23 protein-coding genes and 2 tRNA genes are annotated in these 25,902 nt (G+C 65.0%); 13 read left to right on the forward strand and 12 right to left on the reverse strand.

Annotated elements, in window-relative coordinates; all coding sequences use genetic code 11:
• Nucleotides 1-338 precede the first annotated feature (338 nt).
• The gene (locus tag EEB18_RS01225) at nucleotides 339-872 is read left to right on the forward strand and encodes a hypothetical protein (protein WP_187141459.1); all 534 of its coding nucleotides are present in this window, start codon (nucleotides 339-341) and stop codon (nucleotides 870-872) included.
• Here EEB18_RS01225 and EEB18_RS01230 read toward each other — a convergent pair.
• A complete protein-coding gene (locus tag EEB18_RS01230; RefSeq protein WP_222943135.1) occupies nucleotides 847-2,286 on the reverse strand; it encodes a transglutaminase domain-containing protein in 1,440 nt (479 codons plus the stop codon). The genes EEB18_RS01225 and EEB18_RS01230 overlap by 26 nt on opposite strands.
• Before the next feature lie 162 nt (nucleotides 2,287-2,448).
• On the opposite strand from EEB18_RS01230, the gene EEB18_RS01235 reads away from it, so the two are divergent.
• The gene (locus EEB18_RS01235; protein WP_056350504.1) at nucleotides 2,449-3,135 is read left to right on the forward strand and encodes a hypothetical protein; all 687 of its coding nucleotides are present in this window, start codon (nucleotides 2,449-2,451) and stop codon (nucleotides 3,133-3,135) included.
• A gap of 125 nt (nucleotides 3,136-3,260) precedes the next feature.
• A complete protein-coding gene (locus EEB18_RS01240; protein WP_056350503.1) occupies nucleotides 3,261-4,061 on the forward strand; it encodes an enoyl-CoA hydratase-related protein in 801 nt (266 codons plus the stop codon).
• A gap of 126 nt (nucleotides 4,062-4,187) precedes the next feature.
• Here the strand turns inward: EEB18_RS01240 and EEB18_RS01245 are convergent, their stop codons facing one another.
• From EEB18_RS01245 to EEB18_RS01260, 4 genes are read right to left on the reverse strand one after another with little or no spacing between them, the layout of a single operon-like run.
• Nucleotides 4,188-4,790, reverse strand: coding sequence for an HD domain-containing protein (locus EEB18_RS01245; protein ID WP_187141457.1), 603 nt, complete (start codon nucleotides 4,788-4,790; stop codon nucleotides 4,188-4,190).
• 33 nt (nucleotides 4,791-4,823) lie between these two features.
• Nucleotides 4,824-5,426 (reverse strand): hypothetical protein, encoded by a 603-nt coding sequence (locus EEB18_RS01250; protein ID WP_187141456.1) that lies wholly within the window; start codon nucleotides 5,424-5,426, stop codon nucleotides 4,824-4,826.
• A 22-nt stretch (nucleotides 5,427-5,448) separates the two neighbouring features.
• Entirely contained in the window at nucleotides 5,449-6,126 is a 678-nt protein-coding gene (locus EEB18_RS01255) for a hypothetical protein (RefSeq protein WP_262408058.1), read from the reverse strand.
• A 16-nt stretch (nucleotides 6,127-6,142) separates the two neighbouring features.
• Nucleotides 6,143-6,613, reverse strand: coding sequence for a hypothetical protein (locus EEB18_RS01260; RefSeq protein WP_262408215.1), 471 nt, complete (start codon nucleotides 6,611-6,613; stop codon nucleotides 6,143-6,145).
• A gap of 245 nt (nucleotides 6,614-6,858) precedes the next feature.
• Between EEB18_RS01260 and EEB18_RS01265 the strand changes: the two genes are divergently transcribed.
• Nucleotides 6,859-7,302 (forward strand): RrF2 family transcriptional regulator, encoded by a 444-nt coding sequence (locus tag EEB18_RS01265; RefSeq protein ID WP_187141454.1) that lies wholly within the window; start codon nucleotides 6,859-6,861, stop codon nucleotides 7,300-7,302.
• 209 nt (nucleotides 7,303-7,511) lie between these two features.
• Here EEB18_RS01265 and EEB18_RS01270 read toward each other — a convergent pair.
• Nucleotides 7,512-7,587, reverse strand: a tRNA-Ala gene (locus tag EEB18_RS01270).
• 119 nt (nucleotides 7,588-7,706) lie between these two features.
• Nucleotides 7,707-8,030 (reverse strand): TIGR02300 family protein, encoded by a 324-nt coding sequence (locus EEB18_RS01275; protein ID WP_187140340.1) that lies wholly within the window; start codon nucleotides 8,028-8,030, stop codon nucleotides 7,707-7,709.
• Between the two features lie 124 nt (nucleotides 8,031-8,154).
• Here EEB18_RS01275 and aroA point away from each other — a divergent pair, with 124 nt between their 5' ends.
• Both aroA and EEB18_RS01285 read left to right on the forward strand, forming a co-directional pair.
• Nucleotides 8,155-9,483, forward strand: coding sequence for a 3-phosphoshikimate 1-carboxyvinyltransferase (gene aroA, locus EEB18_RS01280; protein ID WP_187140341.1), 1,329 nt, complete (start codon nucleotides 8,155-8,157; stop codon nucleotides 9,481-9,483).
• A complete protein-coding gene (locus EEB18_RS01285) occupies nucleotides 9,480-10,109 on the forward strand; it encodes a (d)CMP kinase (RefSeq protein WP_187140342.1) in 630 nt (209 codons plus the stop codon). The genes aroA and EEB18_RS01285 overlap by 4 nt, the downstream gene beginning before the upstream one ends.
• Here EEB18_RS01285 and EEB18_RS01290 read toward each other — a convergent pair.
• On the reverse strand, nucleotides 10,093-11,382 hold the full coding sequence (locus EEB18_RS01290) for an adenylate/guanylate cyclase domain-containing protein (RefSeq protein ID WP_187140343.1): 1,290 nt from the start codon (nucleotides 11,380-11,382) through the stop codon (nucleotides 10,093-10,095). The two genes, EEB18_RS01285 and EEB18_RS01290, sit on opposite strands and share 17 nt — an antisense overlap.
• Nucleotides 11,383-11,714: 332 nt before the next feature.
• Between EEB18_RS01290 and rpsA the strand changes: the two genes are divergently transcribed.
• Both rpsA and EEB18_RS01300 read left to right on the forward strand, forming a co-directional pair.
• On the forward strand, nucleotides 11,715-13,427 hold the full coding sequence (gene rpsA, locus EEB18_RS01295) for a 30S ribosomal protein S1 (RefSeq protein WP_056350484.1): 1,713 nt from the start codon (nucleotides 11,715-11,717) through the stop codon (nucleotides 13,425-13,427).
• Between the two features lie 195 nt (nucleotides 13,428-13,622).
• Nucleotides 13,623-13,901, forward strand: coding sequence for an integration host factor subunit beta (locus EEB18_RS01300; RefSeq protein WP_056350482.1), 279 nt, complete (start codon nucleotides 13,623-13,625; stop codon nucleotides 13,899-13,901).
• Nucleotides 13,902-14,032: 131 nt separating this feature from the next.
• On the opposite strand, the gene EEB18_RS01305 is transcribed toward EEB18_RS01300, so the two are convergent.
• Entirely contained in the window at nucleotides 14,033-14,800 is a 768-nt protein-coding gene (locus tag EEB18_RS01305) for an ABC transporter permease (RefSeq protein WP_056350481.1), read from the reverse strand.
• Complete coding sequence (locus EEB18_RS01310) at nucleotides 14,797-15,741, reverse strand: ABC transporter ATP-binding protein (RefSeq protein ID WP_187140344.1); 945 nt, start codon at nucleotides 15,739-15,741, stop codon at nucleotides 14,797-14,799. Before EEB18_RS01310 ends, EEB18_RS01305 begins: the two co-directional genes overlap by 4 nt.
• A 90-nt stretch (nucleotides 15,742-15,831) precedes the next feature.
• Between EEB18_RS01310 and EEB18_RS01315 the strand changes: the two genes are divergently transcribed.
• The 5 genes from EEB18_RS01315 to EEB18_RS01335 all read left to right on the forward strand — a co-directional run bounded on the left by EEB18_RS01315 (nucleotide 15,832) and on the right by EEB18_RS01335 (nucleotide 23,741).
• Nucleotides 15,832-15,917: transfer RNA gene (locus EEB18_RS01315), tRNA-Leu, on the forward strand.
• 65 nt (nucleotides 15,918-15,982) lie between these two features.
• Nucleotides 15,983-17,497, forward strand: coding sequence for an ABC transporter substrate-binding protein (locus EEB18_RS01320; RefSeq protein ID WP_262408059.1), 1,515 nt, complete (start codon nucleotides 15,983-15,985; stop codon nucleotides 17,495-17,497).
• A 54-nt stretch (nucleotides 17,498-17,551) separates the two neighbouring features.
• Complete coding sequence (locus tag EEB18_RS01325) at nucleotides 17,552-17,974, forward strand: DUF4112 domain-containing protein (RefSeq protein WP_056350477.1); 423 nt, start codon at nucleotides 17,552-17,554, stop codon at nucleotides 17,972-17,974.
• A gap of 175 nt (nucleotides 17,975-18,149) precedes the next feature.
• Nucleotides 18,150-20,264 (forward strand): prolyl oligopeptidase family serine peptidase, encoded by a 2,115-nt coding sequence (locus tag EEB18_RS01330; protein ID WP_187140346.1) that lies wholly within the window; start codon nucleotides 18,150-18,152, stop codon nucleotides 20,262-20,264.
• Nucleotides 20,265-20,402: 138 nt separating this feature from the next.
• Nucleotides 20,403-23,741 (forward strand): S8 family serine peptidase, encoded by a 3,339-nt coding sequence (locus EEB18_RS01335; RefSeq protein WP_187140347.1) that lies wholly within the window; start codon nucleotides 20,403-20,405, stop codon nucleotides 23,739-23,741.
• Nucleotides 23,742-23,785: 44 nt separating this feature from the next.
• Here the strand turns inward: EEB18_RS01335 and EEB18_RS01340 are convergent, their stop codons facing one another.
• Nucleotides 23,786-25,150 carry a sensor histidine kinase gene (locus EEB18_RS01340; RefSeq protein ID WP_187140348.1) on the reverse strand — a complete coding sequence of 455 codons (1,365 nt, stop codon included), beginning with the start codon at nucleotides 25,148-25,150 and terminating at the stop codon, nucleotides 23,786-23,788.
• Entirely contained in the window at nucleotides 25,147-25,821 is a 675-nt protein-coding gene (locus EEB18_RS01345) for a response regulator transcription factor (RefSeq protein WP_187140349.1), read from the reverse strand. The genes EEB18_RS01340 and EEB18_RS01345 overlap by 4 nt, the downstream gene beginning before the upstream one ends.
• Between the last annotated feature and the right edge of the window lie 81 nt (nucleotides 25,822-25,902).

The following is a 25,902-nucleotide window of genomic DNA, read 5'->3' on the forward strand; positions in this document are numbered from 1 at the left end:
ACGAAAAGGGCGCCCCCTTTTCTAGGGGACGCCCTTTCGGACAGCAGTGCCGCCAGACGCTGATCGAATCAGACGTTGTCCGTTGAACGCATCATAATCTCCTCAACATCAATGCGGCTGATAAAGCCAAAAAGGCGTGTACGCGGAATATCGAATTCGCACAAGAAACAATCCATTCCAGCGCCAAACACCCCAACCTAGGTACGCCGAATGTGGTGGACATTTCATGAACAGCAAGACTCGGAAAAAATAAAATTACCCAGCACGACAGCTTGTGCCCTCTAGCAAAGCGCTCCATTTATGTGAAGACTTCGGAAATCAGACCAAGGAGACACCCCATGTCCCTGTTCCCGCGGATTCAAAGCCCCTGCCCCTATAAGGGCAAGCTCAGCGACATCATGGACGGCGACACCTGCCGCCTCTGCCACCGCGAGGTGCATGATATTTCCGATCTGTCAGGCGCGGCGCGCCAGGCGCTGGTCGCGGGATGCAGCGACGAGATTTGCGTGAGTTACAAGGTGCCCGTGAAATCGGCGCTCGCCGCGATGGCGCTGAGCGCGAGCATGGCGACCCCGGCCTATGCCCAGATCGACGAGGTGCTGGCGGTCGACGGCGAACCCACCAGCGGCGAATATTGCCTCGAGGATAATTATATCATCGTCGGCGGGCTGAAAAAGCCGGGCGAGGTCGAATGGCTGACCGCCGATCTCGACAGCAGCCTGCCCGACATGCCGGTCGTCTATGACGACGAGCCGGCCGCGGTGACCAAGGCGACACCGGCGTCCGCGCCCGTCGATGCCCCGACGGACGCCAAGACGCGCGACGATCGCGATCCCCCGCCTTTGATCAAGGATCGGCCGGCCGCCTCCTGACCTCGGATATCGCGCGCCAGTCGAGCAGCGCGGCGATCTGGTTGGCCTCGACCATCGCTTCGGGCTCGCCATCGCCGAGGCTGAGCGCGATATGCGTCGCGTCGAAGCCGTTCAGCGAGATGTCGTAGCTTTTCCAGCGCCCGTCGACGAAGGCGATCACCCAGCTGTGCGGCATGAAGGCGTTGCTGGCGCCGTGGTAGCGCCCCGGCGAAAAAACCAGCCCGTGGACGACGCGCACCGGAATGTCCGCCGCGCGGCCAAGCGCCGCGAGCAGCAACGCATCCTCGGTACAATCGCCCGCCCGCCGCCGCCAGGCGGTGCGCGCCGAGACATAACCGTCGAAATCGATGCGCGGCAGCCGCGCGCGGGCGACGATCGCGAGCCGCGCCATCACCGCATCGTCGGTCTTCGCGCCGCGCCGCGCCTGCGCCGCCTTCTCCTTGAAAACGGCGTCGTTACTCTGAACCCACTGGCCCGGCCGCCGCCAGCGTTCGAGATCGGCCGCCGCCGGGGCGGATGCCGGACCGCAGTCCTGGCAGATGTCGACCTGCCAGCCGTCGCCATCCGACTTGACGCGTTGCTCGCCGGTTTCGGGGACGGTGACGGGCACGTCCGCGGGAAGCCCGAAAACATAGCGCATCTGCCCAAGCGCCGCGCGCTGCGTCATATGGATATTGGGGCGATATTGTTCATGCGCGACGATGCGACCGCGCGACAGCATATCCGCTTTGGTCGGCGGACCCTCGTCGCGATGCCACGACCGCCCACTGCCGAGCAGCGGCTGGCGCGCCGCGGCCAGCTTGCCATCCGCATAGTCGAGCCAGCGCACCGACTGCAGCCGCCCGCCGCGCGACAGCGTCAGCACCCAGGCATGATCGGTGCCGCTGCGTTTCGCCAGCGTCAGCTCGACCGGCCGGAATTGCAGCGTCACGGGGTCGAATTCGGCGATCGACCAGCTGCGCGGCGCGGACGGTTCGGTCAAAAAGGGTGCCAGCGTGTCGGGATCGCCGATCGGCAACACGGGCAGGACGGCGCTCACCGCGTGCCGTTCACCCTCGTTGACGGCCTGCCCCGTCAGCGCGGCGCCCGACCGTTCGAGTTCGACGGTGAGTATGCGGCCATTGACGCTGCGCCGCCACCGCCAGCGTTGCGGACGGCCATCGGCATCGACCGCGATCCGCAGCGTATCGCTGAGTTCGGTCGGGCCGTGGCCCGAAACCGTATAGGCGGTTTCGAGTTGCCGAACGCTTTCGCTGCCGCCCGCGATCAGCACGGTCCGCTCGGTCTGGCGACCGATCAACTGGTCGCTCTCACCGCTGATGGCGATCGTGACCTCGCCGCTCGCGGCCGCTTGCCCGCCCGCCATGACCGCGCCCGACAGCAGCAGTCCCGCCAGCGCTGCAGGGCGGAGCATGGAATTCGTACGCGTTGCCGCCTTCGTCATCGTCCGCCATCGCCCCCTTGCAAATCGAACCCGCTGCCGTCCGCAACGTCGCGACGCTCCGTGTCGCTGTCAAAGGAAAAGGCCCACCAGATCGGGCTGGATTCGCGGTGCAAACAGGCGCAGGCTGGGCGCATGCGGAACCTCTTCCTCGCCCCGTTCGCCATGTTCCTGTCCGCCTTGCCGACCATCGGCGCGTTGGCTCAGCCGCCCGCCGTCCCCGCCACGGCAGCGCCCGGCCTGATCGGCGAATATCAGCTTGCCGAAGGCCCCGACGTTGGCGGGGGGCTGGAGATCGCACCCGACGGGACCTTTCTCTATGCGCTCTACGCCGGCGCACTCGACGAGCGCGCCGGCGGGCGCTGGGAGCAGCGGGGCGACGCAGTCTGCCTGTTCACCGAACCCCGGCCGGTGCCGCCCGCCTTCGAAAAGGCGCCTCTGATCGATGTCGATGACGCGCAGCCGACGATCTTCGTCAGCTGGCCGACCGGCGAAGGCGTCGCGGGGGTCACCTTCACCATCGGTTTCGACAGCGGCGATCCGGTCGAGGATTATACCCAATATTATGGCTGGACGATGCCCGAGGACGACAAGCGTGTGCCGCGCTGGGTCGAGCTTCGCGAGCCGATCTATGATGTGACCGCGCCGCGCTATGAACTCGGCCCCGAGGACAAGGGGCGGCTGCATGTGCGGCTGGTGCCCAATGACATGGGCGTGGTCGATTTTCAGGGCGCCTGCCTCAGCGCGAACGGCGACCGCTTCGTCCTGCGGCGCAACGACGGCGAACTGCGCTTCGCGCGCGTGCGGGTGGACGAAGAATAAGGCCCCTTCAGCCCACCGCTATCAAATCCACCCGCCCGTCGCCCCTTGCACTTCCGATGCAAATCGGTCACAACTTTACGTGAACGTAAAGGTAAAGCCAAAACCCGCGAGAGGAGTTCTTCCCCATGACCACCCCCACCTATGAGATGATCAAGCTCGAAGTCGCCGACCATGTCGCGACGATCACGCTCAACCGCCCCGAGCGGCTCAATTCGATGCCCCCGGCGATGGCCGACGAGATTCGCGACGCGCTCGATCACCTGCCCGTCCTCGGCGCGCGCGCGCTGCTGATCACCGGCGAGGGGCGCGGTTTCTGTTCGGGGGCCGACCTTGGCGGCGACCGCGCCGCGTCGGCGGTCGGCGGCGGCGCCAACAGTCGCAAGGCGCTGCGCAACCACTATAACCCGATGCTGCTCGCGCTCGCCAATCTGAACATCCCGGTCGTCACCGCGGTCAACGGCCCCGCCGCGGGCGTCGGCTGCAGCTTCGGCCTGTCGGGCGACTTCACCTTGGTCGGCAAGTCGGCCTATTTCCTGCAAGCCTTCGTCAACATCGGCCTCGTCCCCGATGGCGGCTCGTCGTGGCTGCTGCCGCGCCTGATCGGCCTGCCGCGCGCGACGCAGATGATGATGCTGGGTGAAAAGATCGGCGGCGAACAGGCGGCTGAATGGGGCCTCGTTTATAAGTGCGTCGACGACGCCGACCTGCTGACCGAAGCGCGTGCGCTCGCGACGCGGCTGGCGAACGGCCCGACGGTGTCGCTCGGCACGATGCGCCAGATTTTGCGCGCCGGCCTGTCGCAGAGTTTTTCGGAAACACTGGACGCCGAAGCCAAGGGCCAGTTCGTCGCAGGTAACAGCGAGGATGCGGTCGAGGGCGTGCTCGCGTTCGTCGAGAAGCGCAAGACGGCGTTCAAGGGGAAGTAAGGAGAGCGTCGCCCCCGCGAAAGCGGGGGCCGCTATCGTTTTACGCAGCGAAGCTGAGCAGGACAGCCAGCGGCCGTGTCGGGAGGCACGTGACTCCCGGCACCCTGCGTGGGGGCGGCGTTCCAGTTACTCCGCCGCTTCCTCGACCATCACCTTCTTGTAGATGCTCGTGCGCGGATAGGAGCAGAGCCGCATCACCATCGGCTCGAAAAACTCCAGGCTCTCGCTGTCATAATCGGGGTCGAACGCCGGGGCGTCATATTTCTCGCAGAATTCGGCGCATGCCGCATAATGCGGGCTATCCTTGAACTGGTCGCGCATGTCGCGGTCGAGGCCGAGATAGTGGAAGAAATAATGGCCCTGGAAGATGCCGTGATGCTGGACGATCCACAGGTTTTCGTCTGACAGGAAGGGCTTGAGGATCGCCGCCGCGACGTCGGGATGGTTGAACGCGCCCAGCGTGTCGCCGATGTCGTGGAGCAACGCCATCACGACATATTCCTCGTCGCGCCCGTCACGATGCGCCCGCGTCGCGGTCTGCAGGCAATGTTCGAGCCGGTCGACCGGAAAGCCGCCATAATCGCCGCCGAGCAGCTTCAGATGCTCGAGGATGCGCTTGCCGTTCTGCGGCGCGAACTCCTTCTGCTCGCGCGCGATGATGTCCCAGTCCTGCTGGGTCCCGTCGATCATCGAACGGAAACTCGCGTGGTCGTGCGTCATATCGGTCATGGCAGCCTCTCCTGTTTTGGCGGGCAGCCTAAATTATTCGTTCCAATTTGCAACGTTATAGCCGTGAAGCTCCTCGGGCGTCAGGCATTGGCGTTGCGGCGCCTTGCCTGTGGACGCATTCTCGCGATCGAGCGTCCCGGTAAGCAGTCGGCGCGAGACCCCCATCCGGATCAGATAATCGGAGATTCCGAGGCTCTGCCGCGCGATGTCGGCACTGGAAACCGACGTCGCCGTCGGCTCATAAAATTGCCCAAGATCGAACACAGCCGTCGGATCGACGGACCGAATACGCCCGCTGAGGAACAACAGGGCACACGCGCCGGTGCAGCCCGCACCCGGGGGAACATGCACCACGAAATTCCCCGCCGACCGCAGAATACGCCCGGCTTCCATCGCGCTATTCCTGTCGTCCCCTGACGCATTGTAATGGATTTCCCCGATATCGGGATGGTCGGCGAGCAACGCCTTAAGCCGCATCGGAAGGTCCGGTCCGATCCGGCCTTCGAGAAATAACGTCTCTACACCGTCCGGCTTTTGCAGTTCCATTTGCAAGACCGGCGCATCCCATCCCGAACGGGTCGGCGTGCAATCCGTCGCACGATCGGGGGTGGCCGCAACCAACAGTACGCCGAACAATCCTCCGGCGAAGATGCGCGCCCTAGTCAAGCTTATAGGTAACCCCATACTTCAAAGCCTCGTCGAGCGTCAGGCAGCGCCGAGTCGATTTGTCTTCCTCGGTCGCGACGGCCTGTTGCCGGTACATGATGTCGGTCAGCAATTTGCGTGACACGCCCATCTTGATCAGGAAGGCGTTGTCTTCACTCGCGAGCAGCGCCGAATCCTGTTCGATATTGCCGATGAGTTCCTTGGTCGCATCGGTGCCCATCGCAACGCTCATATCGATCGCCGAACGATCGCCGGTGCGCGTGAACATATGGACCATGAACACTCCGCCAGGATCGATCATACGCGGCTGCCCGCCCATGAATATGAAATTGCACGCACTGAAGCACGTCCAACCGTTTGGAACACGCGTACCCAGTCCGAAGTTCGACCGGATGATCCGGCCCGCCGCATTGCCTGCGCGCGCATCGCCCCCGGGCGACCGCAGCCAAACTTCGGCAACATCGGGATTCGCCTTCAAGGCTGCGGCAAGACGATCGGGGAGTCCCGCATCGACACGGCCTTCGGCGAGCATGACCTTCATGTCGCCGTGCTTTTCGACCTTCAGCGTCATCGTCGGATTGGCCGACCAGTTCGGATTGAGCGGACAGGTCGGGTTCGCAGGATCCATGCCCTGCGCGCCGGTCAGTCCGACCAGTGCGAAGGCCGCCAATGCCAGTCGGGGTAGTTTACGCCGCCAAGACATAACGCGCATCGCCCGGTCCCTTGCACATACGCTTGGAGACCTGCGTCTCTTCACCGTCGACGATGATGAAATCGTTGACGTTCATGCACTTGCGACCGCCGCTTTCCTCATTGATCGACGCCACGGTCGACGACCCGCTGACATTTTCGCGCGTCGCGCTCGTCCAGTTCGACGTCGCGCCGATCTCTTCTCCACGCGTCACTTCCTCGGTCGCCGCCGCAGCCTGCAACTGCTCGCCGGGATCGAGGCGGCACGCGATCGCGTCGGTCAGCGTGCCCGCAACCTCTGCGGTCGGCAGGTAACTGCCGAAACCGGTCTTGCCCGCCGCATCGCCGACAGCGTCGCGGATCACGCCGCCCAATATGCCGCGCCCGACGCTGCTGCCCTTCTTGCCCTTGGGGCAACCGCCATTGTCCTTCTCGCTCGGACTCGGCGTCGGGGTGGGCGACGTCACTTTACGCAACAGGCCGCCAAACTGCGCCTGCGCTGGCGCCATCGCCAGCAGACATGCGGCCAAAACCGCCGGCGCTGTCAAAATTTTTCGCATTCCATCCGCTCCACGCAACCACGCCCGCAACCGGGCACCCTGCGACCCCTGTAGGGGCGGTTCATGCCACCCGCTGTGATTTTCATCAACTCTTGCCCGAATGTCATCCAGACAGGTTGAATTAAGGCTGAATATGTAACACAGGATGAACCATGCTGTCGCAAAAGACCCGCTATACGATCCGCGCTTTCCAGCACCTCGCCGACCATTGGGGCAAGGGGCAGGTCCAGCTCGCGGATATTGCGGAGGCGCAGAATATTCCGCCCAAATTCCTGACCGTGATTCTGTCGGAAATGGCGCGCGAAGGGCTGCTGCTGTCGCAGCGCGGGCGCGACGGCGGCTACCAGCTCGCGCTGTCGCCGATCGACATCAGCTATGGCGACCTCGTCCGCCTGACCCGCGGTTCGCTCGCGCTCGTGCCCTGCGCCGCGCGCAACGCGCACGAGCATTGCAAGAACTGCCTGCCCGAATCCGAATGCCGGATGCGCAGCCTGATGCTGAAGGTGCGCGACGACACCGCCGCGATCCTCGACCGCATCAACCTCGCCGATCCGATCGCGATGGAACCGGTGTTCGAGAGCGAAGCCACCGAATAACCGCGAGGCCGACGCCGTCAGGCGTCGTGCTTACCCTTCGGCCCCCTCCACCCCTCGCTTCGCGAGCGGCCCCCTCCCCATGGCCTGCGGCCACAGGGAGGATTTAAACGCCCGCCACCGCCCGACACCGGTCATCCCGCTGCCGCATTTCCGATGCACCGGACGGGCAACAAAAAAGGCCCGCGTCGGCGGGCCTTTTTGGAGAGAAATGGTGGAGCCTAGCGGGATCGAACCGCTGACCTCCTGCATGCCATGCAGGCGCTCTCCCAGCTGAGCTAAGGCCCCACAACTTCGTGATCGCGCCTGGGTGACTGCGATCGGGTGGCCGCCTTTAGCAGTGCCGGCGACCGATGCAAGGGGCCAAATGCATCTGACGATGCCTTTTTGGCCCCCCGCGTCAAAAATCAGGTTTCGACGTCGTCGTCGTCCGCGGTCGCAACGCCCAGATCGTCGTCGCCGCCGAGATCGACGTCGTTGTCGGGCGAATCGCTGTCCTCGTCGACATCGACGTCCAGATCCAGATCGTCGTCGGCCTCGGGTTCCTTGGCGACCTTGCCCGGCTTTTCCGCTTCCTCGAACGGCATCGGTTGCTTCGATTTCAGCACCGATTCCGGAATCCAGTTGTAACCGCAATTGATGCAGGCGACCGGATCATCCTTGGTCAGATCATAGAATCGGGTGGCACATTTCGGGCAGCTACGCTTCGTGCCCCATTCAGCCTTTATCATAAATTCCTCATAACCTTCTGGAAAGAGATTAGAATTTCTGGAAAGCGACGGTTGCCTGCGCGGCATCCATCAAATCGGCGTGCGCCTTGCCAGATTGCAAGGCCGCTGTCAAAAGCCGCACGCCATGACCGATCACACCGCCACGCCCCGCAGCTTTTCCGCTTCCGTTCCGCTCAAAGGTAGGGTCGCGATCCCGGGGGACAAGAGCATCTCGCATCGGTCGCTGATGCTGTCGGCGCTCGCGGTCGGCGAAAGCCGCGTCACCGGGCTGCTCGAGGGTCATGACGTGCTCGCCACCGCCAGCGCGATGCGCGCGATGGGCGCCGACATCGAACGGCGCGACGACGGCGAATGGCGCATCCACGGTGTCGGGGTCGGCGGGCTGCTCCAGCCGCGGGAAGCGCTCGACATGGGCAACAGCGGCACCTCGACGCGCCTGCTCATGGGTCTCGTCGCCAGCCACCCGATCACCGTCACCTTCATCGGCGACGCCAGCCTGTCGGGACGTCCGATGGGCCGCGTCATCGATCCGCTGAGCCAGATGGGCGCCGACATCACCGCCTCGCCGGGGGGCCGTTTGCCGCTGATGCTGCGCGGCCTCGCGCCCGCCATCCCCCTCGCCTACCGCCTGCCGATGGCCTCGGCCCAGGTGAAAAGCGCGATCCTGCTCGCCGGACTCAACACGCCGGGGATCACCGAAGTGATCGAACCGGTGCCGACCCGCGACCATAGCGAGCGCATGCTGCGCGGGTTCGGCGCCGATCTCAGTGTCGAGACCGATGTCGACGGCACGCGCCACATCCGCATCCTTGGCGAGGCGGAACTCAAACCACAGACGATCGCCGTTCCCGGCGACCCTTCGTCGGCCGCCTTCTTCATCGTCGCCGCGCTGATCGTACCCGGATCCGACGTCCTCATCGCCAATGTCGGCCTCAACCCGACCCGCGCCGGGCTGATCGCGGTGCTGCAGGCGATGGGCGGCGATATCGAGTTGCTGGGCGCCCGCGAAGTCGGCGGTGAACCCGTCGCCGACCTCCGCGTCCGCCACAGCATCCTCAAGGGCATCGCGGTCGACCCCGCCGTCGCGCCGAGCATGATCGACGAATTCCCCATCCTCTTCGTCGCCGCAGCGCTTGCCGAGGGCCGCACCACGACGACCGGCCTCGACGAATTGCGCGTCAAGGAAAGCGACCGGCTCGCGGTGATGGCGACCGGCCTCAAAGCCATCGGCGCGCGCGTCGAGGAGAGCGAAGACGGCCTGATCATCGACGGCACCGGCGGCGACCCGCTTCCCGGCGGCGCCACCATCGCCGGCCACCTCGACCACCGCATCTGCATGAGCTTCGCGATTGCCGGCCTCGTCAGCAAGGCGCCGGTGACGATCGACGACGTCGCCCCGATCGCGACGAGCTTCCCCAATTTCGAAGCGCTGCTCGCCGGACTTGCGCAATGATCATCGCGGTCGATGGCCCGACCGCATCGGGCAAGGGCACGATTGCCCGCGCGATCGCGGCGCATTTCGGGCTGCCCGTGCTCGATACCGGACTGCTCTATCGTGCGGTGGGCTATCAGACGCAGCTCAACCATGGCGACCCCGACGATGCCGCCGACGCGCTCGTCGCCTGCGACTTTCCGGATGCCCTGCTCGACGATCCGGCGCTGCGCTATGAAAGCACCGGCGGGCTCGCGAGCCGCGTGTCGGTTCACCCCGCAGTCCGCAAGGCGCTGCTCCAGCGCCAGCTCGATTTTGCGGGCCAGCCGGGCGGTGCGGTGCTCGACGGGCGCGACATCGGCACGGTGATTGCGCCGCACGCCGACGCCAAGCTGTTCGTTACCGCCAGCGCCGAGGAACGCGCGCGCCGCCGCCATGCGGAGATGCTCGGGCGCGGCGTCGATATCGGCTACGACGCCGTGCTCGCCGACATCCACGCCCGCGACGCCCGCGACACCGGGCGGACCGAGGCGCCGCTGCTGCGCGCCACCGACGCGATGCTGCTCGACAATAGCGACATGGATGTGGCCGAAGGCATCGCCGCCGCGATCGCCTTCGTCACGGAACGGGTCAGGCGACCCAGCTGATCTCGGGCAGCGCGTCGACCGCGGGCTTCGCCGGCGCGGCGTGATAGACGGCGGTTTCGCCGACTCCCTTCAACATTTCCATATGCGGCGGGCCGAATGCGCCGCGGTCCTTCGCCCGCAGCCAGGTGCTTTCCGAAATCGCGATCCCGTTGACCGGCGCCGTGCTCTCCAGCCGCGCCGCCATGTTCACCGTCTCGCCCCAATAGTCATAGGCCATGCGCGTCGCGCCGATCACCCCGCCGACCACCGGTCCGCTGTGGATGCCGACGCGCAGCCCGGTCTCGACCCCGGCGAGCGATTGCAGGTCGTCGACGACTTCGAGCACCGATCTCGCAAAGGCGATCGCGGTATCGGCGCTGTTGCGCGCGGTCAGGTTGCCGCCGGCGATCGCCAGATAGGCGTCGCCGATCGTCTTGACCTTTTCGACCCCGTGCTGCGCCGCGCAGCGGTCGGCGTGGTTGAAAAAGGTGTTGAGCAGTTCGACCAGATGCCCCGGCGACACCCGCTGCGCCAGCTTGGTAAAGCCCGCCATGTCGATGAAGATCACGCTCGCGTCGGCATAGGAATCGGCGACGAGGCGCCCGTCGCGAATCCGCTCGACCGCCGCGACCGGCAGCATGTTGTAGACCAGTTCCTCGTTCCGCTTGCGCTCGGCCTCGAGCGCTTCGGCCAGCGCGAAGGCTCCGCGGCTCGACCGGTCGATCGCGAAATTGATCGCGACCATGATCATCGCGCCACTGAGGTACGACAGCAGCGCATACCACAGCCCCGCGCCGTGGCTTTGCACCGCCAGCACCGTCGAGAGGAAAACCACGATATCGAGCGCCAGCCACAACAGGAACAGGCGCGGCCGGCTCGCCAGAACGACCGCCGCGAAGGCGCTGACCGAGAGCCTGTTCATGACGCCGACCGCGTGCATTTCCTCCTGCATGTCGATCAGTTCGTCGAACAGCACCAGATTGATATGGCCGAGCAGAAAGACGATGCCGAGCAGCGCGGCGAAATCGATTCCCGGCCGCGCGACATATCCGGACCAGAAGGTCGCGCCGATATAGGCGCCGGCGAGGATCAGCATGCAGCCGAAATAGACCGCGAGCGTCGCCGTATCCTCGTGACTGACAAACAGCGGATTGGCGATCGTATAAGCGAGCGCGACGAGCATGAAGAGCACGCCATAGATGCGCACGAAGGGCAGCCGCAGCATCCGCGCCGTTTCCTGGAAACGCGCCTCGACCGCCGGATCGGCGAAACTGCCACGATATGCCGTTTGCATGAGACCCCTCTCGATTGCAGCGGGACGCTAAACCCAACATCTTACGATGGCGTTTATCCGTGCTTTCGCCTTGCCCGCGCTGCGCCGTTCGACTATAGGCCGCCGCGTCCGACGGGTGTTTTTGCCGGTCGAGGCACGGATGAACCGCCGCTCGTTCCGAGCGTCGGGCGTGACGGGGCGCACCCGTCGCGCCCTTTTTGCTTTGCCCGTCCCTCGCCGATGAAGGTCCGGAGGATGCTGTGCAATGCATTCGGCAGGCGCGGCATATCGGCCATTAAGACCAGCGGAACCAACCGCTTGGCCGGAACAAACGAAGTAAGGAAGACACATCTATGGCCACTACGGCTTTCCCGACGCGCGACGATTTTGCCGCGATGCTCGATGAATCGCTTGGTGGTGCCGACGGCGGCTTTGAAGGCCGCGTCGTCAAGGGCACCGTGACCGCGATCGAAAACGACCTGGCAGTGATCGACATTGGTTTGAAGAGCGAAGGCCGCGTGCCGCTTCGCGAATTCGCCATGCCGGGCCAGAAGGCCGACATCAAAGTCGGTGACGAAGTCGAAGTCTATGTCGACCGCGTCGAAAACGCCAATGGCGAAACCATGCTGTCCCGCGATCGCGCTCGCCGCGAAGCCGCCTGGGACCGCCTGGAAGAAGAATTCAACAAGGAAGCGCGCGTCGAAGGCGTCATCTTCGGCCGCGTCAAGGGCGGCTTCACCGTCGACCTCGGCGGCGCCGTGGCGTTCCTTCCGGGTTCGCAGGTCGACATCCGCCCCGTGCGCGACGTCGGCCCGCTGATGGACCTGCCGCAGCCCTTCCAGATCCTCAAGATGGATCGCCGCCGCGGCAACATCGTCGTGTCGCGCCGCGCCATCCTCGAAGAAACGCGCGCCGAACAGCGCTCGGGCCTGATCCAGAACCTCGAAGAAGGCCAGATCATCGAAGGCGCCGTCAAGAACATCACCGACTATGGTGCGTTCGTCGACCTCGGCGGCATCGACGGCCTGCTCCATGTGACCGACATGAGCTACAAGCGCGTCAACCACCCGAGCGAAGTCATCAACATCGGTGACAATGTCCGTGTCCAGATCATCCGCATCAACCGCGACACGCAGCGCATCAGCCTCGGCATGAAGCAGCTCGAGAGCGATCCGTGGGAAGGCGTCGCCGCCAAGTACCCCGTCGGTGCGAAGCTGTCGGGCACGGTTACGAACATCACCGATTACGGTGCGTTCGTCGAACTCGAAGCCGGCATCGAAGGCTTGGTCCACGTCAGCGAAATGTCGTGGGTCAAGAAGAACGTCCACCCCGGCAAGATCGTTTCGACCAGCCAGGAAGTCGATGTCATCGTCCTCGAAGTCGACAGCGACAAGCGCCGCATCTCGCTGGGTCTCAAGCAGGCTCAGTCGAACCCCTGGGGCGCGTTCGCCGATGAGCATCCGGTTGGCTCGGTCGTCGAAGGCGAAGTCAAGAACGCGACCGAATTCGGTCTGTTCGTTGGCCTGCCGGGCGACGTCGATGGCATGGTCCACATGTCGGACATCGCTTGGGGCATCTCGGGCGAAGAAGCGCTGCACCTCCACCGCAAGGGCGAGGCCGTGCAGGTCGTCGTTCTCGACGTCGACGTCGAGAAGGAACGCATCAGCCTCGGCATCAAGCAGCTTGAAAAGGGTGCACCTGCCGTTGGCGGCGGCGTCGCCGCTGCCGGTTCGGTGAAGAAGAACGACGTCATCACCGTCACCGTCCTCGAAGTTCGCGACAACGGCCTCGAAGTCCAGGCCGGCGACGATGGCGCCACCGGCTTCATCAAGCGCGCCGACCTCGGCCGCGACCGCGACGAACAGCGCGCCGAACGTTACCAGGTCGGCCAGAAGTTCGACGCGATGGTCATCGGTTTCGACCGCTCGAAAAAGCCCAGCTTCTCGGTCAAGGCGATGCAGATCGCCGAAGAGAAGCAGGCCGTCGCGCAGTACGGTTCGTCGGACTCGGGTGCGTCGCTCGGCGACATCCTCGGCGAAGCGCTGAAGGCCGGCAAGAAGGGCTGATCCCAGCCCCTTGTCACCAGAATGAGACAGAAGGCCCGCCGGATGCGTCCGGCGGGCCTTTTGATTCGGCGATATCTTTTGCGCCCCGCTTGATTCATGTTAGTCTGGCGGCGCGTTGGGAGGGGTCTCACGCACCGAACCGGCAAAGACCGGGAGCCTGCATCCAGCGATGCGCGTGAAAAATAGGGGAAGCCAATGATCCGGTCGGAACTGGTTCAAAAGATCGCTAGCGAAAACAACGATCTGCGCCTCGAAGAGGTGGAGAAGATCGTCGATGTGTTTTTCGATTCCATCGTGGACCAGCTCGCCTCGGGCGGCCGTGTCGAATTGCGCGGCTTCGGCGCCTTTTCGACCCGCGGTCGCGAGTCGCGCACCGGCCGAAATCCGCGCACCGGCGCGGCGGTCGATGTGCAGGCCAAAAGCGTGCCTTATTTCAAGCCCGGCAAGGAAATGCGCGAGCGGCTCAACGACTGAGTTGCCAACGGTCGCCCAGGTCCCAAAACTTCGTCATTGCGAGGAGCGAAGCGACGCGGCAATCCAGATTGGCGTAAACCGCCCTGGATTGCTTCGCGCCGCTCGCAATGACGGAGCGCAATATTCCGCGCTCAATTCTTGAGGCGGTAGCCGGTCCGGAACATCCAGAAAATCACGCTCAGGCAGAGCGTCAGGAACAGCGCGACCGCGCCCATGCTGACCTCGATGCCGACGTCGCCCTGTCCGAAGAAGGTCCAGCGAAAGCCGCTGATCAGATAGACGACGGGGTTGAACAGCGTGATCGTCCGCCAGGCGGCGGGCAGCATGTCGAGCGAATAGAAGGCGCCGCCCAAAAAGGTCAGCGGATAGACGACGAGCAGCGGGATCACCTGCAACTGCTCGAAGCTTTGCGCCCAGATACCGATGATGAACCCGAACAGGCAGAAGGTCACCGCCATCAGGATCATGAAGGCGACCATCCACAGCGGATGGACGACCTGGACGTCGACGAACAGATGCGCGGTGGCAAAGATGATCGCCCCGATGATCACCGACTTGGTCGCCGCCGCGCCGACATAGGCGATCACCGTTTCGAGCGGCGACAGCGGCGCCGACAGCATCTCATAGATCGTGCCGGTCCATTTGGGCATGTAGATGCCGAAACTGGCGTTGCTGATGCTTTCGGTGAACATCGTCAGCATCATCAGGCCGGGGACGATGAAGGCGCCATAGGGTACGTTGCCGACTTCGCTCATCCGGCTGCCGATCGCCGATCCGAAGACGACGAAATAGAGCGCTGTGGTGATGACGGGGAGCGCAAGGCTGGTCCAGACGGTACGCCCGAAACGCGCCAGTTCGAACAGGTATATCGCGCGGACGCCGCGCCAGTTCGCGGTCATGCGGCGGCTCCCTTGACCCGGGGCTCGTGGACGAGCCCGACGAAAATATCCTCGAGCGAGCTTTGCCGAGTGTGCAGATCCTTGAACCCCACCCCGATGTCGCTCATCCGGCGCAGCAGCGACGGCACCCCGGTCGCCTCGGCCTGGCTGTCGAATTCATAGACCAGCTCATGCCCGTCGCCCGCCAGTTCGAGCTTCCAGTCGGCCAGCTCCGCGGGCACCGCCTCGAGCGGCTCGGCGAGGTTCAGCGTCAACGTCTTGCGTCCCATTTTCTTGATCAGCGCATTCTTCTCTTCGACCAGGATCAGCTGTCCTTTGCTGATCACCCCGACGCGGTCGGCCATTTCCTCGGCCTCCTCGATATAATGGGTGGTCAGGATGATCGTGACCCCGCGCTCGCGTAGCCCGTGGACCATCTGCCACATGTCGCGGCGCAGCTCGACGTCGACCCCGGCGGTCGGCTCGTCGAGGAACAGGATTTCGGGTTCGTGGCTCAGCGCCTTGGCGATCATCACCCGGCGCTTCATGCCGCCCGACAATTCCATGATCTTGGAATCGCGCTTGTCCCACAGCGACAGGTCGCGCAGCAATTGCTCGATGAAGGCCGGGTCGCGGCGCTTGCCGAACAGACCGCGCGAGAAGCTGACGGTCGCCATCACCGTCTCGAACGAGTCGGTATGCAGTTCCTGCGGCACCAGCCCGATCATCGATCGCGCGGCGCGATAATCGCGGGCATGATCGTGCCCGGCAACGGTCACCGTCCCGCTTGTCGCGGTGACGATGCCGCACACGATGCTGATCAACGTCGTCTTGCCGGCGCCGTTCGGCCCGAGCAGCGCAAAAATCTCGCCCTTGTTGATGGTGAGGTCGACCGACGACAGCGCGGTGTGGCCGCTCTTGTACGTCTTGCCGAGTCCGGCGATGGTGAGAACAGCTTCCATGGGCGGTCATCTAGCTGACGGAACCGGACGGGTGAACCCGCAAACAGCGCTTGACCTCATCGGGGGCATCGGCTTGACCGGCATCGCTGGGCGGACGTGGCGAAATCGGTAGACGCAGCAGACTTAAAATCTGCCATCCTCTGGATATCCGGGTTCAAGTCCCGGCGTCCGCACCAGCGCCCCACCCTTCAAGGCCCCGCGGCGCGTTAGCACCCTTCCGGTTTCGCGCCGCTTGGCTATGATGACCGCGATGCCCCTGCACATTCCCCTTTCGCGAACCATCGGACGCCTGACCGCCGCCGGCCTGCTGGCGCTCGCGCTCGGCAGCTGCGGCCTGTTCGGCGAGCGCGGGCCGGTGCGGATCGCGGCGATCGGCGCCCTCAATAGCGCCGCCAACCCGATCAACGGCGAATTGTCCGCCGCCAATGCGGCGCTGCTCGACGCGACCTCGCAGGGGCTGGTCAGCTTCGACGGCGAGGGTCAGATCGACGTCGGCCTCGCCGAACGCTGGACGGTCACCGCCGACGGACGCAGCTATGTCTTCCGCATCCGCGAGGCCAAATGGGCGAACGGGCGCAAGGTGACCGCCGCCGACGTCGCCAACATCCTCGAGGGCTATCGCGCGCCGCGCAGCAAACATGTCCTCAAGGATGATTTTCCCGAGATCGAGACGATCAAGGCGATGACCGACAGCGTCATCGAAATCCGCCTGTCGGTGCCGCAGCCGGGGATGCTCGAACTGCTCGCCCAACCGTCGATGGCGATCGTCAACCGCGGACTCGGCTGGGGTCCGATGCGCCCGAAACGCACCGGCCGCGCGATGCTGCTGACCCCGGTCGCCGATCCGCTCGCCGAGGATCCCGACGCCGCCGAAGCCGCGGCCGCCGATCCCGCCGCGTCGATCGAACTCACCGGCACCTCGGCGGCGGCGGCGCTCGCGCGCTTCAAGAACGGCTATGCCGACGGCGTCGTCGGCGGGCGCTTTTCGACCCTGCCCTATTTCGTCGCCTCAAACATCGGCCGCTCGCGGCTCGTCGTTGATCCGGTTCCGGGACTCTTCGGCCTCAGCATCGTCAGCATCGACGGTTTTCTCGGCGTCCAGGCCAATCGCGAGGCGCTGTCGCGCGCGCTCCGACGCGAGCGGATCGTCGGTGCGTTCGGGCTTCAGGAATGGGAGCCGCAAGTCACGCTGCGCCCCGACCTTTACACGCGCGACGTCGGACCGACCCCACTGCTGCCCGCCTGGGCCGACTATCCCGAACAAATGCGCTTCGAGCAGGCGAAACGCGCCGTCGATGCGTGGAGAGATAGCGGAAATGTCGTCGAACCATTGCGCATCGCGGTGCCGGACTCGCCGGGCGGCCGCATCCTTTTTGCTTATATCGCCGCCGACTTCACGCGCATCGGCATGCCCAGCCGCCGCGTCGCCATGACCGCGAAGACCGACCTCCGACTGATCGACGAAGTGATGCCCAACGACGATGCCCTGTGGGGGCTGCGCCGCCTGTCCTGCCGCGCCGACACCATGTGCCATCGCGACGCCCAGCAACGGATCGACGAAGCGACCGCCGCAACCAGCACCGCCGACCGCGCGCGCCTGATCGGCGAGGCCGAGCAATTGCTCGCGGGCTATTCGCCCTTCATTCCGATCGCGACCCCGCTGCGCTGGTCGGTCGCATCGCAGCGGCTGACCGGGCTGCGCGCCAACGGCCGCAGCCAGCACCCCTTGAATCACTTGATTGCCCTACCCAACTAATACACCGAATAATGTTGGCGCGCTCCATTTCGAGCGCTGTTTGAAAGGACCCCGATGGCCCCTTCGTCTCCCGACACCGACGCGCTGTTCGACGCGCTGATCCAGAACCGCCGCGACCCCGCCGCGCTGCGCAAGCGGGTCGAGACGCTTGAGATCATCCTCGAACGCAGCTTCGTCATCCCGGGCATCAACCGCCCCGTCGGCCTCGACGCGATCGTCGGGCTGGTGCCGGTGGTCGGCGACGTCATCACCGCGGTCATGGGCGCCTATCTGATCTGGGAGGCGCGCAACCTCGGCATGCCGAAATGGAAGATCTGGCGGATGGTCGGCAATCTGGGAGTCGACACGACGCTCGGCGCGATCCCGCTCGTCGGCGACGCCTTCGACTTCCTGTTCCGGTCGAACACGCGCAACCTCAAGATCATCAAGAAGCATCTCGACAAGCATCATCCGGGGACGATCATCATCGATCAATGATATTCATCGTCGTTGCGAGGAGCCGATGGCGACGCGGCAATCCAGAGTGTACGGTAACCGCCCTGGATTGCTTCGCTTCGCTCGCAATGACGAGGCTTATATTGCAGCGGCGGCTCTTCCCCTGGGCTGTATCGAGGTGCTAGCACAGCAGCACACCCCGGGGAGATTTCCAGATATGATCCGCGTTACACTTGCCGGGCTCGCCTTGAGCTGTTCCTTCGCCACCATCGCAGTCGCCGCCGAGAAGGAGGCCCAAGACCCCTATCTCTGGCTCGAGGATATCGAGGGCCAGAAGTCGCTCGACTGGGTCAAAAAGGAAAATGCCGAGACCGACACGCTGATCCTGTCGCGCCCCGGTTTCGAGGCCGATCGCAAGCGCGCGCGCGATATCCTCGACGACGACCGTCAGATCGCGATGCCCGGCGAGGTGATGGGCGATACGATCACCAATTTCTGGCGCGATGCCGCGAACCCCCGCGGGATCTGGCGGCAGAGTCCGCTCGATGCGTATCTCGCGGGCAAGCCCGAATGGACGGTGCTGATCGACGTCGACGCGCTCGGCAAGGCCGAGAAGCAAAGCTGGGTATGGCACGGCGCCGACTGCCTCGCGCCCGCCTATACGCGCTGCCTCGTCTCGCTCAGCCCCGGCGGCACCGACGCCGATATCGTCCGCGAATGGGACCGCAGCACCGGACAATTCGTCGATGGGGGCTTCACCGTTCCGCTCGCCAAGAGCAGCGTGACGTGGGAAAATGCCGACACCCTGCTCGTCGCGACCGATTATGGCGAGGGCAGCATGACCGCGTCGGGTTATCCGCGCATCGTTAAGCGCTGGAAGCGCGGCACGGCGCTGGCATCGGCCGAGACGGTCGCCGAAGGCGAAACCGAAGACGTCGGCATGAACGTCTTCGCCTTCACCGACGGCGACAAGCGCTGGCCGATGATCAGCCGCGGCAAGACCTTCTACACCGCCGATTACAAGCTGCCGAACATCGACGCGTCGCGCTTTATCTCGACGATCATCCCCGACACCGCGAGCGTGCGTGACGTCATCGACGGCCAGCTCGTCATCTTCCTCAACAAGGAATGGGCGGGCATCGCCGCGGGCTCGCTCGTGTCGTTGTCGCTCGAGGATATGTCGGCCGACCGTCAGGTGCCCATCGTCACCGCGATGACGCCGACGAGCGCGCAGGCGATCGAAGACGTCGCCGCGACCGACAATATCCTGTGGGTGAAGGCGCTCGACGATGTCGAGGGCAAGCTGTTCGCGTTGCGCCGCGACCCCCAGACCGGCAAATGGAGCCAGAAGGACGTCGCGCTCGCCGACAATGCGACGGTCACGATCGCCGGTGCCGTCGCGAAGCGCGACATCATCCTCGCGACCGCCGAAACGATGCTGATGCCGCCGACGCTTTACGCGGTGTCGGAGGGCAAGGCGGCAGCGGCGGTCCAGAGCCTGCCCGCGACCTTCGACGCCAAGGGCATGCGTGTCGAAAAGCGCTTCGCGACATCGAAGGACGGGACGAAAATCCCCTATTTCCTCGTCCGCAAGACCGGCGCCACCGGCCCCGTCCCCGCGCTCGTCCATGCCTATGGCGGCTTTCGCGCCGCGCAGACGCCGGGCTATCTCACCGGCCAGCCCTATCGCGCCGGTCCGCTCGGCCTCTTCTGGGTCGAGGACGGCAATGCCTATGTCCTCGCCAACATCCGCGGCGGCGGCGAATATGGCCCCGCCTGGCACCAGGCGGCGCTGCGCGAGAAGCGCCAGAACAGCTTCGACGACCTGCACGCGGTCGCCGAAGATCTGGTCGCCACCGGGGTCAGCGCTAAGGGCAAGATCGCCATTTCGGGCCGTTCGAACGGCGGTGTTCTTGTCGGCGCGGCGATGGAACAGCGGCCCGACCTCTATGGCGCGGTCATTTCGGGTTCGCCGCTGAAGGATATGCAGCGCTATAACAAGCTGCTCGCTGGTGCCTCGTGGGTCGCCGAATATGGCGATCCCGACGTGCCCGGCGACTGGGCCTTCATGTCGAAATATTCGCCATACCAGAACATCAGGAAGGGCATGAAATACCCGCCGATCTTCCTCTATTTGTCGACCAAGGACGACCGCGTCCACCCCGGCCACGCGCGCAAATTCGCCGCGCGGCTGAAGGAACTCGGCAATCGCGTCTATTATCACGAATATATGGAGGGCGGCCATTCGGTCGGCGCCGACCATGCCGAAGACGCGATCCGCGCCGCGATGCTTCACGCCTTTCTGCTGCGCGAACTGGTCGAGAAGAAGTAAAGTAATAGCGCCGTGAAGTTAACCCCCTAGTAACGATTCGATTTTTCTGAGACGATGCTCCGTTCGCGCGAGTCGCGACCGTTGGCGTTCGATGCCGGACCAGGACATCGCGGCCAACTTGATAGTCAGGGGGCTGACATGAAAATCGATGCATATGACACGGCCACATTGGGTGGCCGGGCGAACAGGGCGTTGCCGGGCGACAACCAGTCGGCGGGCCGTCAAACCCTTTCGTCGCGCCAAAGCGACACCGCAGCGCCGGCCGCGAAACCGGGCGCCACGGACGGCGCGTCCGTCGATGCCGGACCGATCTTTACCGTCGGCTGGGGTGACTCCAAGTCCGCGCTGTCGGCCACCCACCTGTCCACCCTGACGGCAGCCGGCATGGTCGCCGCCGACGCCGATTTCGGCAAATTGCAGTTCGGCCTTGGCGACCTGTTCGTCGAATCAAGCCTCGCGGTGATGGGGCTGAACGACGCCGCGCGTGCCAGCGCGCTCGCCGATTTTCAGAGCAGCAACAGCATCGCGCCGGTCGTCGAGGGTTATGTCGCGATCGACGCGACCGCACTCGACGGCAATGGCGCGGCCTTGCTCGCGCAGCTCGAAGCGCTCGGCTTCGAAGGCGGCATCGCCTATGGCGCGCTCGTCGGCGGCTATATTCCGCTCAGCGCGATCGACGATCTGGCGGCGCTCGCCAACCTGAATTTCGCGCGGCCGGCCTATTCGATGTCGAGCGCCGGTTCGGTGCAAAGCCAGAACGTCTTTTCGGGCAACGCCGACCTGGTCCAGAATCATTACGGCCTCGACGGCAGTGGTGTGAAGATCGGCTTTATCTCCGACAGCTTCAACACCGCGACGCTGACCACCACGGGCGCCGCGCTGACCATCCATTATGCGCAGGACGTCGCCAGCGGCGACCTGCCCGCCGGGGTGGAGGTGCTGCTCGACAGCACCCTCGCCCAGAACCGCGACGAAGGCCGCGCGATGATGCAGCTCGCGCACGACATCGCGCCGGGCGCGACTCTGTCGTTCCACACCGCGCAGGGCGGTCAGGCGGTGTTCGCCGCGGGCATCCAGGCCCTCGCCGACGCCGGCGCCCATATCATCGTCGACGACATCATCTATTTTGCCGAACCGATGTTCCAGGACGGCATCATCGCACAGGCGGTCGATGCGGTGACGACGGGCGGCGTCCAATATTTCTCGGCGGCGGGCAATCAGGCGCAGCGCTCCTATGAATCGGTGTTCCGCGATTCGGGCGAGACCTTTACCGCCAACGGCATCACCTATCGTCTGCACGATTTCGATCCCGGCGCAGGGGTCGATTCGACCCAGTTGATGTCGCAGACCGGCTCGGTCATCTACGACCTGCAATGGGCGCAATCCTTCTTCTCGGCGAGCGGGGTCGGCGGGAATTCCGACCTGGCGCTTATCTTCCGCCAGACCAACGGCACGGTGATCACGATCATCGACAGCAACAATATCAACGCCGACGCCCTTGAACTCGCGCAGTTGAACGGCAATGGCAGCTTCACCCTCTCGATCGGCGTCGATCCTGTCGGCACCAATCCGACCTTCATCAAATATGTCACCTTCGGCGGCACCTGGTCGGCGAGCGAATATGCCACCAACAGCTCGACCTCGTTCGGCCATTCCAACGCGGCGGGCGCGATCGGCGTCGCGGCGGCGGACTGGTTCAACACCCCCGCCTTTGGCCAAAGCCCGCCGCTAGGCGAAAACTTCACCTCGCGCGGCGGTCAGCAAATCTATTTCGACACCGACGGCAATGCGCTGGCGACGCCCGAGACGCGCACCACGGTCGACATCACGATGGCCGACGGCGGCAACAACACCTTCTTCGGCAGCGACATCAGCAGCGACCTCGACACCTTGCCCAATTTCTACGGCACGTCGGCGGCGGCGCCCAATGCCGCCGCGATCGCGGCGCTGCTGCTTCAAGCGGCGCCGAATGCGACCCCGGCGCAAATCCAGGCCGCGCTCGAAACGACCGCGATCGATATCCAGGCGCTCGCCACCGGCCGCCCGACCCACAACATCGGCGTGCTCACGGGCACGGGTTACGACATCGACACCGGCTGGGGGCTGATCCAGGCCGATGCCGCGCTGGAAGCGCTGATCGGCGCCCGGGCGACGGCGGTCGGCGAAACGACGCAGGTTCGCGAGAATGTGACCGTCAGCGGCAATCTGATCGCCAACGATATCGTGGCATCGGGTGGCCAGTCCGCGGTCGTCCGCTCGGTCAATGGCGACGTGATCACCTTCGGCACCCCGATCACCTTGCCTTCGGGCGCGCTGCTGACGGTGAACAGCGACGGGACCTATACCTACGACCCGAACCACAAGTTCGACTATCTGATCAAGAACACGCTGGCGATACAGCTCGGCGCGGCCAACGGCTATGTACCCGACACCTTCACCTATGGCCTGGTCGGCGGATCGACCGCCACGGTCACCGTGCTGGTCCGCGGTCTCGAAGGCCCGGGCGACGAACTGCACGGCAATGGCGCCAACAATGTCATCACCGGCACCACGGCCAACGACATCTTCAACCTGTCGCAAGGCGGCGACGACACCGTGTCGGGGCTTGTCGGCAACGACCTCTTCTACTTCGGTGCCGCGATGACCGCCGCGGATCGGGTCAATGGCGGCGGCCACACCGACACGCTTGTGTTGCAGGGCAATTACAGCGCGGGCCTGACCTTCGCCGCGACCAGCCTGGTCAGTATCGAGCGCATCAATCTGTTGTCGGGCAGCGACACGAGCTTCCGCGATACCGCCGGAAACAGCTACAGCTACGTGATCACGACCGTCGACGGCAATGTCGCCAGCGGCGCGCAGCTGATCGTCGATGCCAAGCCGCTTGGGGCGACCGAGACCCTGAACTTCGACGGATCGGCCGAGACCAACGGGACTTTCGTGCTGCGCGGCGGGGAGGGCAACGACACCATGGTCGGCGGCCAGGGCAACGACCAGTTCGCCGGCCGCGGCGGCGCCGACATCTTCCGCTTCTTCGCGGATTCGGGCCAGGATCTGATCACCGATTTCTTGTCGGGAACCGACAGGATCGACCTCTCGCAGCGCGGATTCCTGGACTATCAGGCGGTGATCGACGCGACCCAGGATGTCGGTGGCAACGCGGTCATCGATCTGGGCGGCGGCGATCTGGTGACGCTGCGCGGCGTGACCAGGGCGCAATTGCAGTCGGGCGATTTCATCTATGCCAGCCCGGCGGCGCAGGGTGCGGCGGCCGGCGACCTGCTGATGGCGTCCGGCGGCTGGGGCGGCGACTGGGGCGGCGATCTGTTCCTGGCGCCCGTCGGTTCCGGCACGACCGGGCACGATATTCTGGTGTCCGATACCGGCGGATTTGCCTCGCATTGGATGGCGGATACCGCACCCGATCAATGGACCGACTGGCAGATTGGATTGCAGCGGCACGACATCCATCTGTTCTGACGCGAACGCGCCGATCGCGGCGGACGGTGCGGCAACCATAGGGGTCAGAAGGTCAGCACGACCTTCGTCCCCGGCGCGGCGTCGCCGATCTCCATGCTGCCCTTGTGCAGTGCGACGATCGCCGCGACGAGCGCGAGGCCCAGCCCGGTGCCCGGCCGCCCCGCCGTCTCGGGCAGGCGAAAGAAACGTTCCTTCACCCGCTCGCGATAGGCGGGCGCGATCCCCGGCCCGCTGTCGCTGATCGCGACCCAGATCCGGCCGTCGATCGCATCGGCCTCGACGTAGATGCTGCCGCCCTCGCCGCCATATTTGACCGCATTGTCGAGCAGGTTCGAAATCGCCTGGAACAGCAGGTTACGGTCGGCCTCCATGGTCAGCCCCGGTGCGATCCGCGCCGCGATCGTCTGGGCATGATCCTCGGCGTCGGGCCCGTGCAGTTCGACCGCGTCGGCGAGCAACAGCGACAGGTCGACCGGCTTCATCCCGGCGAAATGCCGTCCGCTCTCGATCCGCGCGATCCGCAGCAGCGCATCGAAGATCGCCTGCAACCGTTCGGCTTCGGCGACCGCCTGTTCGGCGAGCCGCTCGCGCTCGGCGTCGTTGTCGGCCGTGCGCAGTTCGTCAAGGTCGGCGTGAAGCCGCGCCAGCGGGGTGCGCAGTTCGTGCGCGACATTGTCCGACACCCGCCGCACGGACTCGACCGCTTCCTCGATCCGCCCGAGCATCAGGTTGAGCGTTTCGGCCAGCTCATCGAAATCGTCGCCGGTGCCGCGCAGCGGGATACGCTCGGTCAGGCTGCCTGCCATCACGCGCCGCGCCGTGCGGGTCACCGCGTCGATGCGTCGGCTGATCGCCGCGCCCATCGCCAGGCTGCCACCGACCGCGAGCAGCGCCGCGATCGCGATCATCCACGCCGAATTGAGCGTGAACATCTCGTCGCGGTCGTCGATCTCCTCGACATCGCGCCCGACGATGAGGCGCGCGCCGTCGGCCAGGCGGCGCTCGACGACAAGCGCTTCGAAATCAATCTCCTGCCCCTCGAAATAAAGGTCGGCCTCCAGCAATTGCCATCCCGCGATCTGCTCGCGCGGCCAGCTCGGCAGATTGGCCGTCGCGACGACGCCGCCGCTACCGACCAGCGCGTGGAAGGCGCGCGTCTTTCCAACCCCTTCGCGCCGCCGGTCGAGCGCCCGGATCAACGCCGCGCGCCCTTCGGTCGCGTCGACGCGAACCAGCGCTGCGGCTTCGGTGCGAACCCGGTCGGCTTCGGCGGTCAGCGGGCGATGGACGCCGATCCACCAGGCTGTGCCGAACAGCAGGGCCAATGACGTAACGAACAGCGCGACATAGATCAGCCCGAGCCGAAAGGTCAGGCTGCGCAGGACGCGTCGCAGGCGCCCGCCGCTCATCCCGCGCGGATCAGATAACCGGTGCCGCGCACCGTGTGGATCAGCGCCGCGTCGAAGCCGCGATCGACCTTTTGCCTTAACCGGCTGACATGCTGGTCGATGATGTTGGTCTGCGGGTCGAACTGATAGTCCCACACATGTTCGAGCAGCATCGACCGCGTCACCACCCGTCCCTCGTTGCGCGCGAGATAGGTCAGGATGCGATATTCGCGCGTCGTCAGGTCGATCGCCTTGCCCTGCCTTTTCACCTGCTGGCCGAGCAGGTCGATCTCGAGGTCGCCGACCGCGAGCTTCGTTTCGGCGACGATCGCCGGCCCGCGCCGCGCGAGCACGTCGACGCGCGCGAGCAGTTCGGACATCGCGAAGGGCTTGGTCAGATAATCGTCGCCGCCGGCGCGCAGCCCGGCGACGCGTTCGTCGACCTCCCCCAGCGCGCTCAGGAACAGGATCGGCGTCGCGTCGCCCGTCGCGCGGATCGTCTGCACGATCGTCAGCCCGTCGACATGGGGCAGCATGCGGTCGACGATGATCAGGTCGAAACCGTCGGTGGTGGCGCGGATCAGCCCTGCGCGGCCGTCGGCTTCGTGCGTGACGACATGCCCGGCGCTTTTCAGCCCCTTGCCGATATGCTCCGCGACGCGGGCATCGTCCTCGATCACCAGGATTTGCATCCCCTTCCCTTAGGCAAGCGGGCGGCGCACCGCCACGCTTTCGAACATTTGATTTTCGTCATCTTCGTCCCGCGATGCCGA

Origin of the sequence: Sphingopyxis sp. OPL5 (assembly GCF_003797775.2) — a bacterium.
Classification (GTDB): Bacteria; Pseudomonadota; Alphaproteobacteria; order Sphingomonadales; family Sphingomonadaceae; genus Sphingopyxis.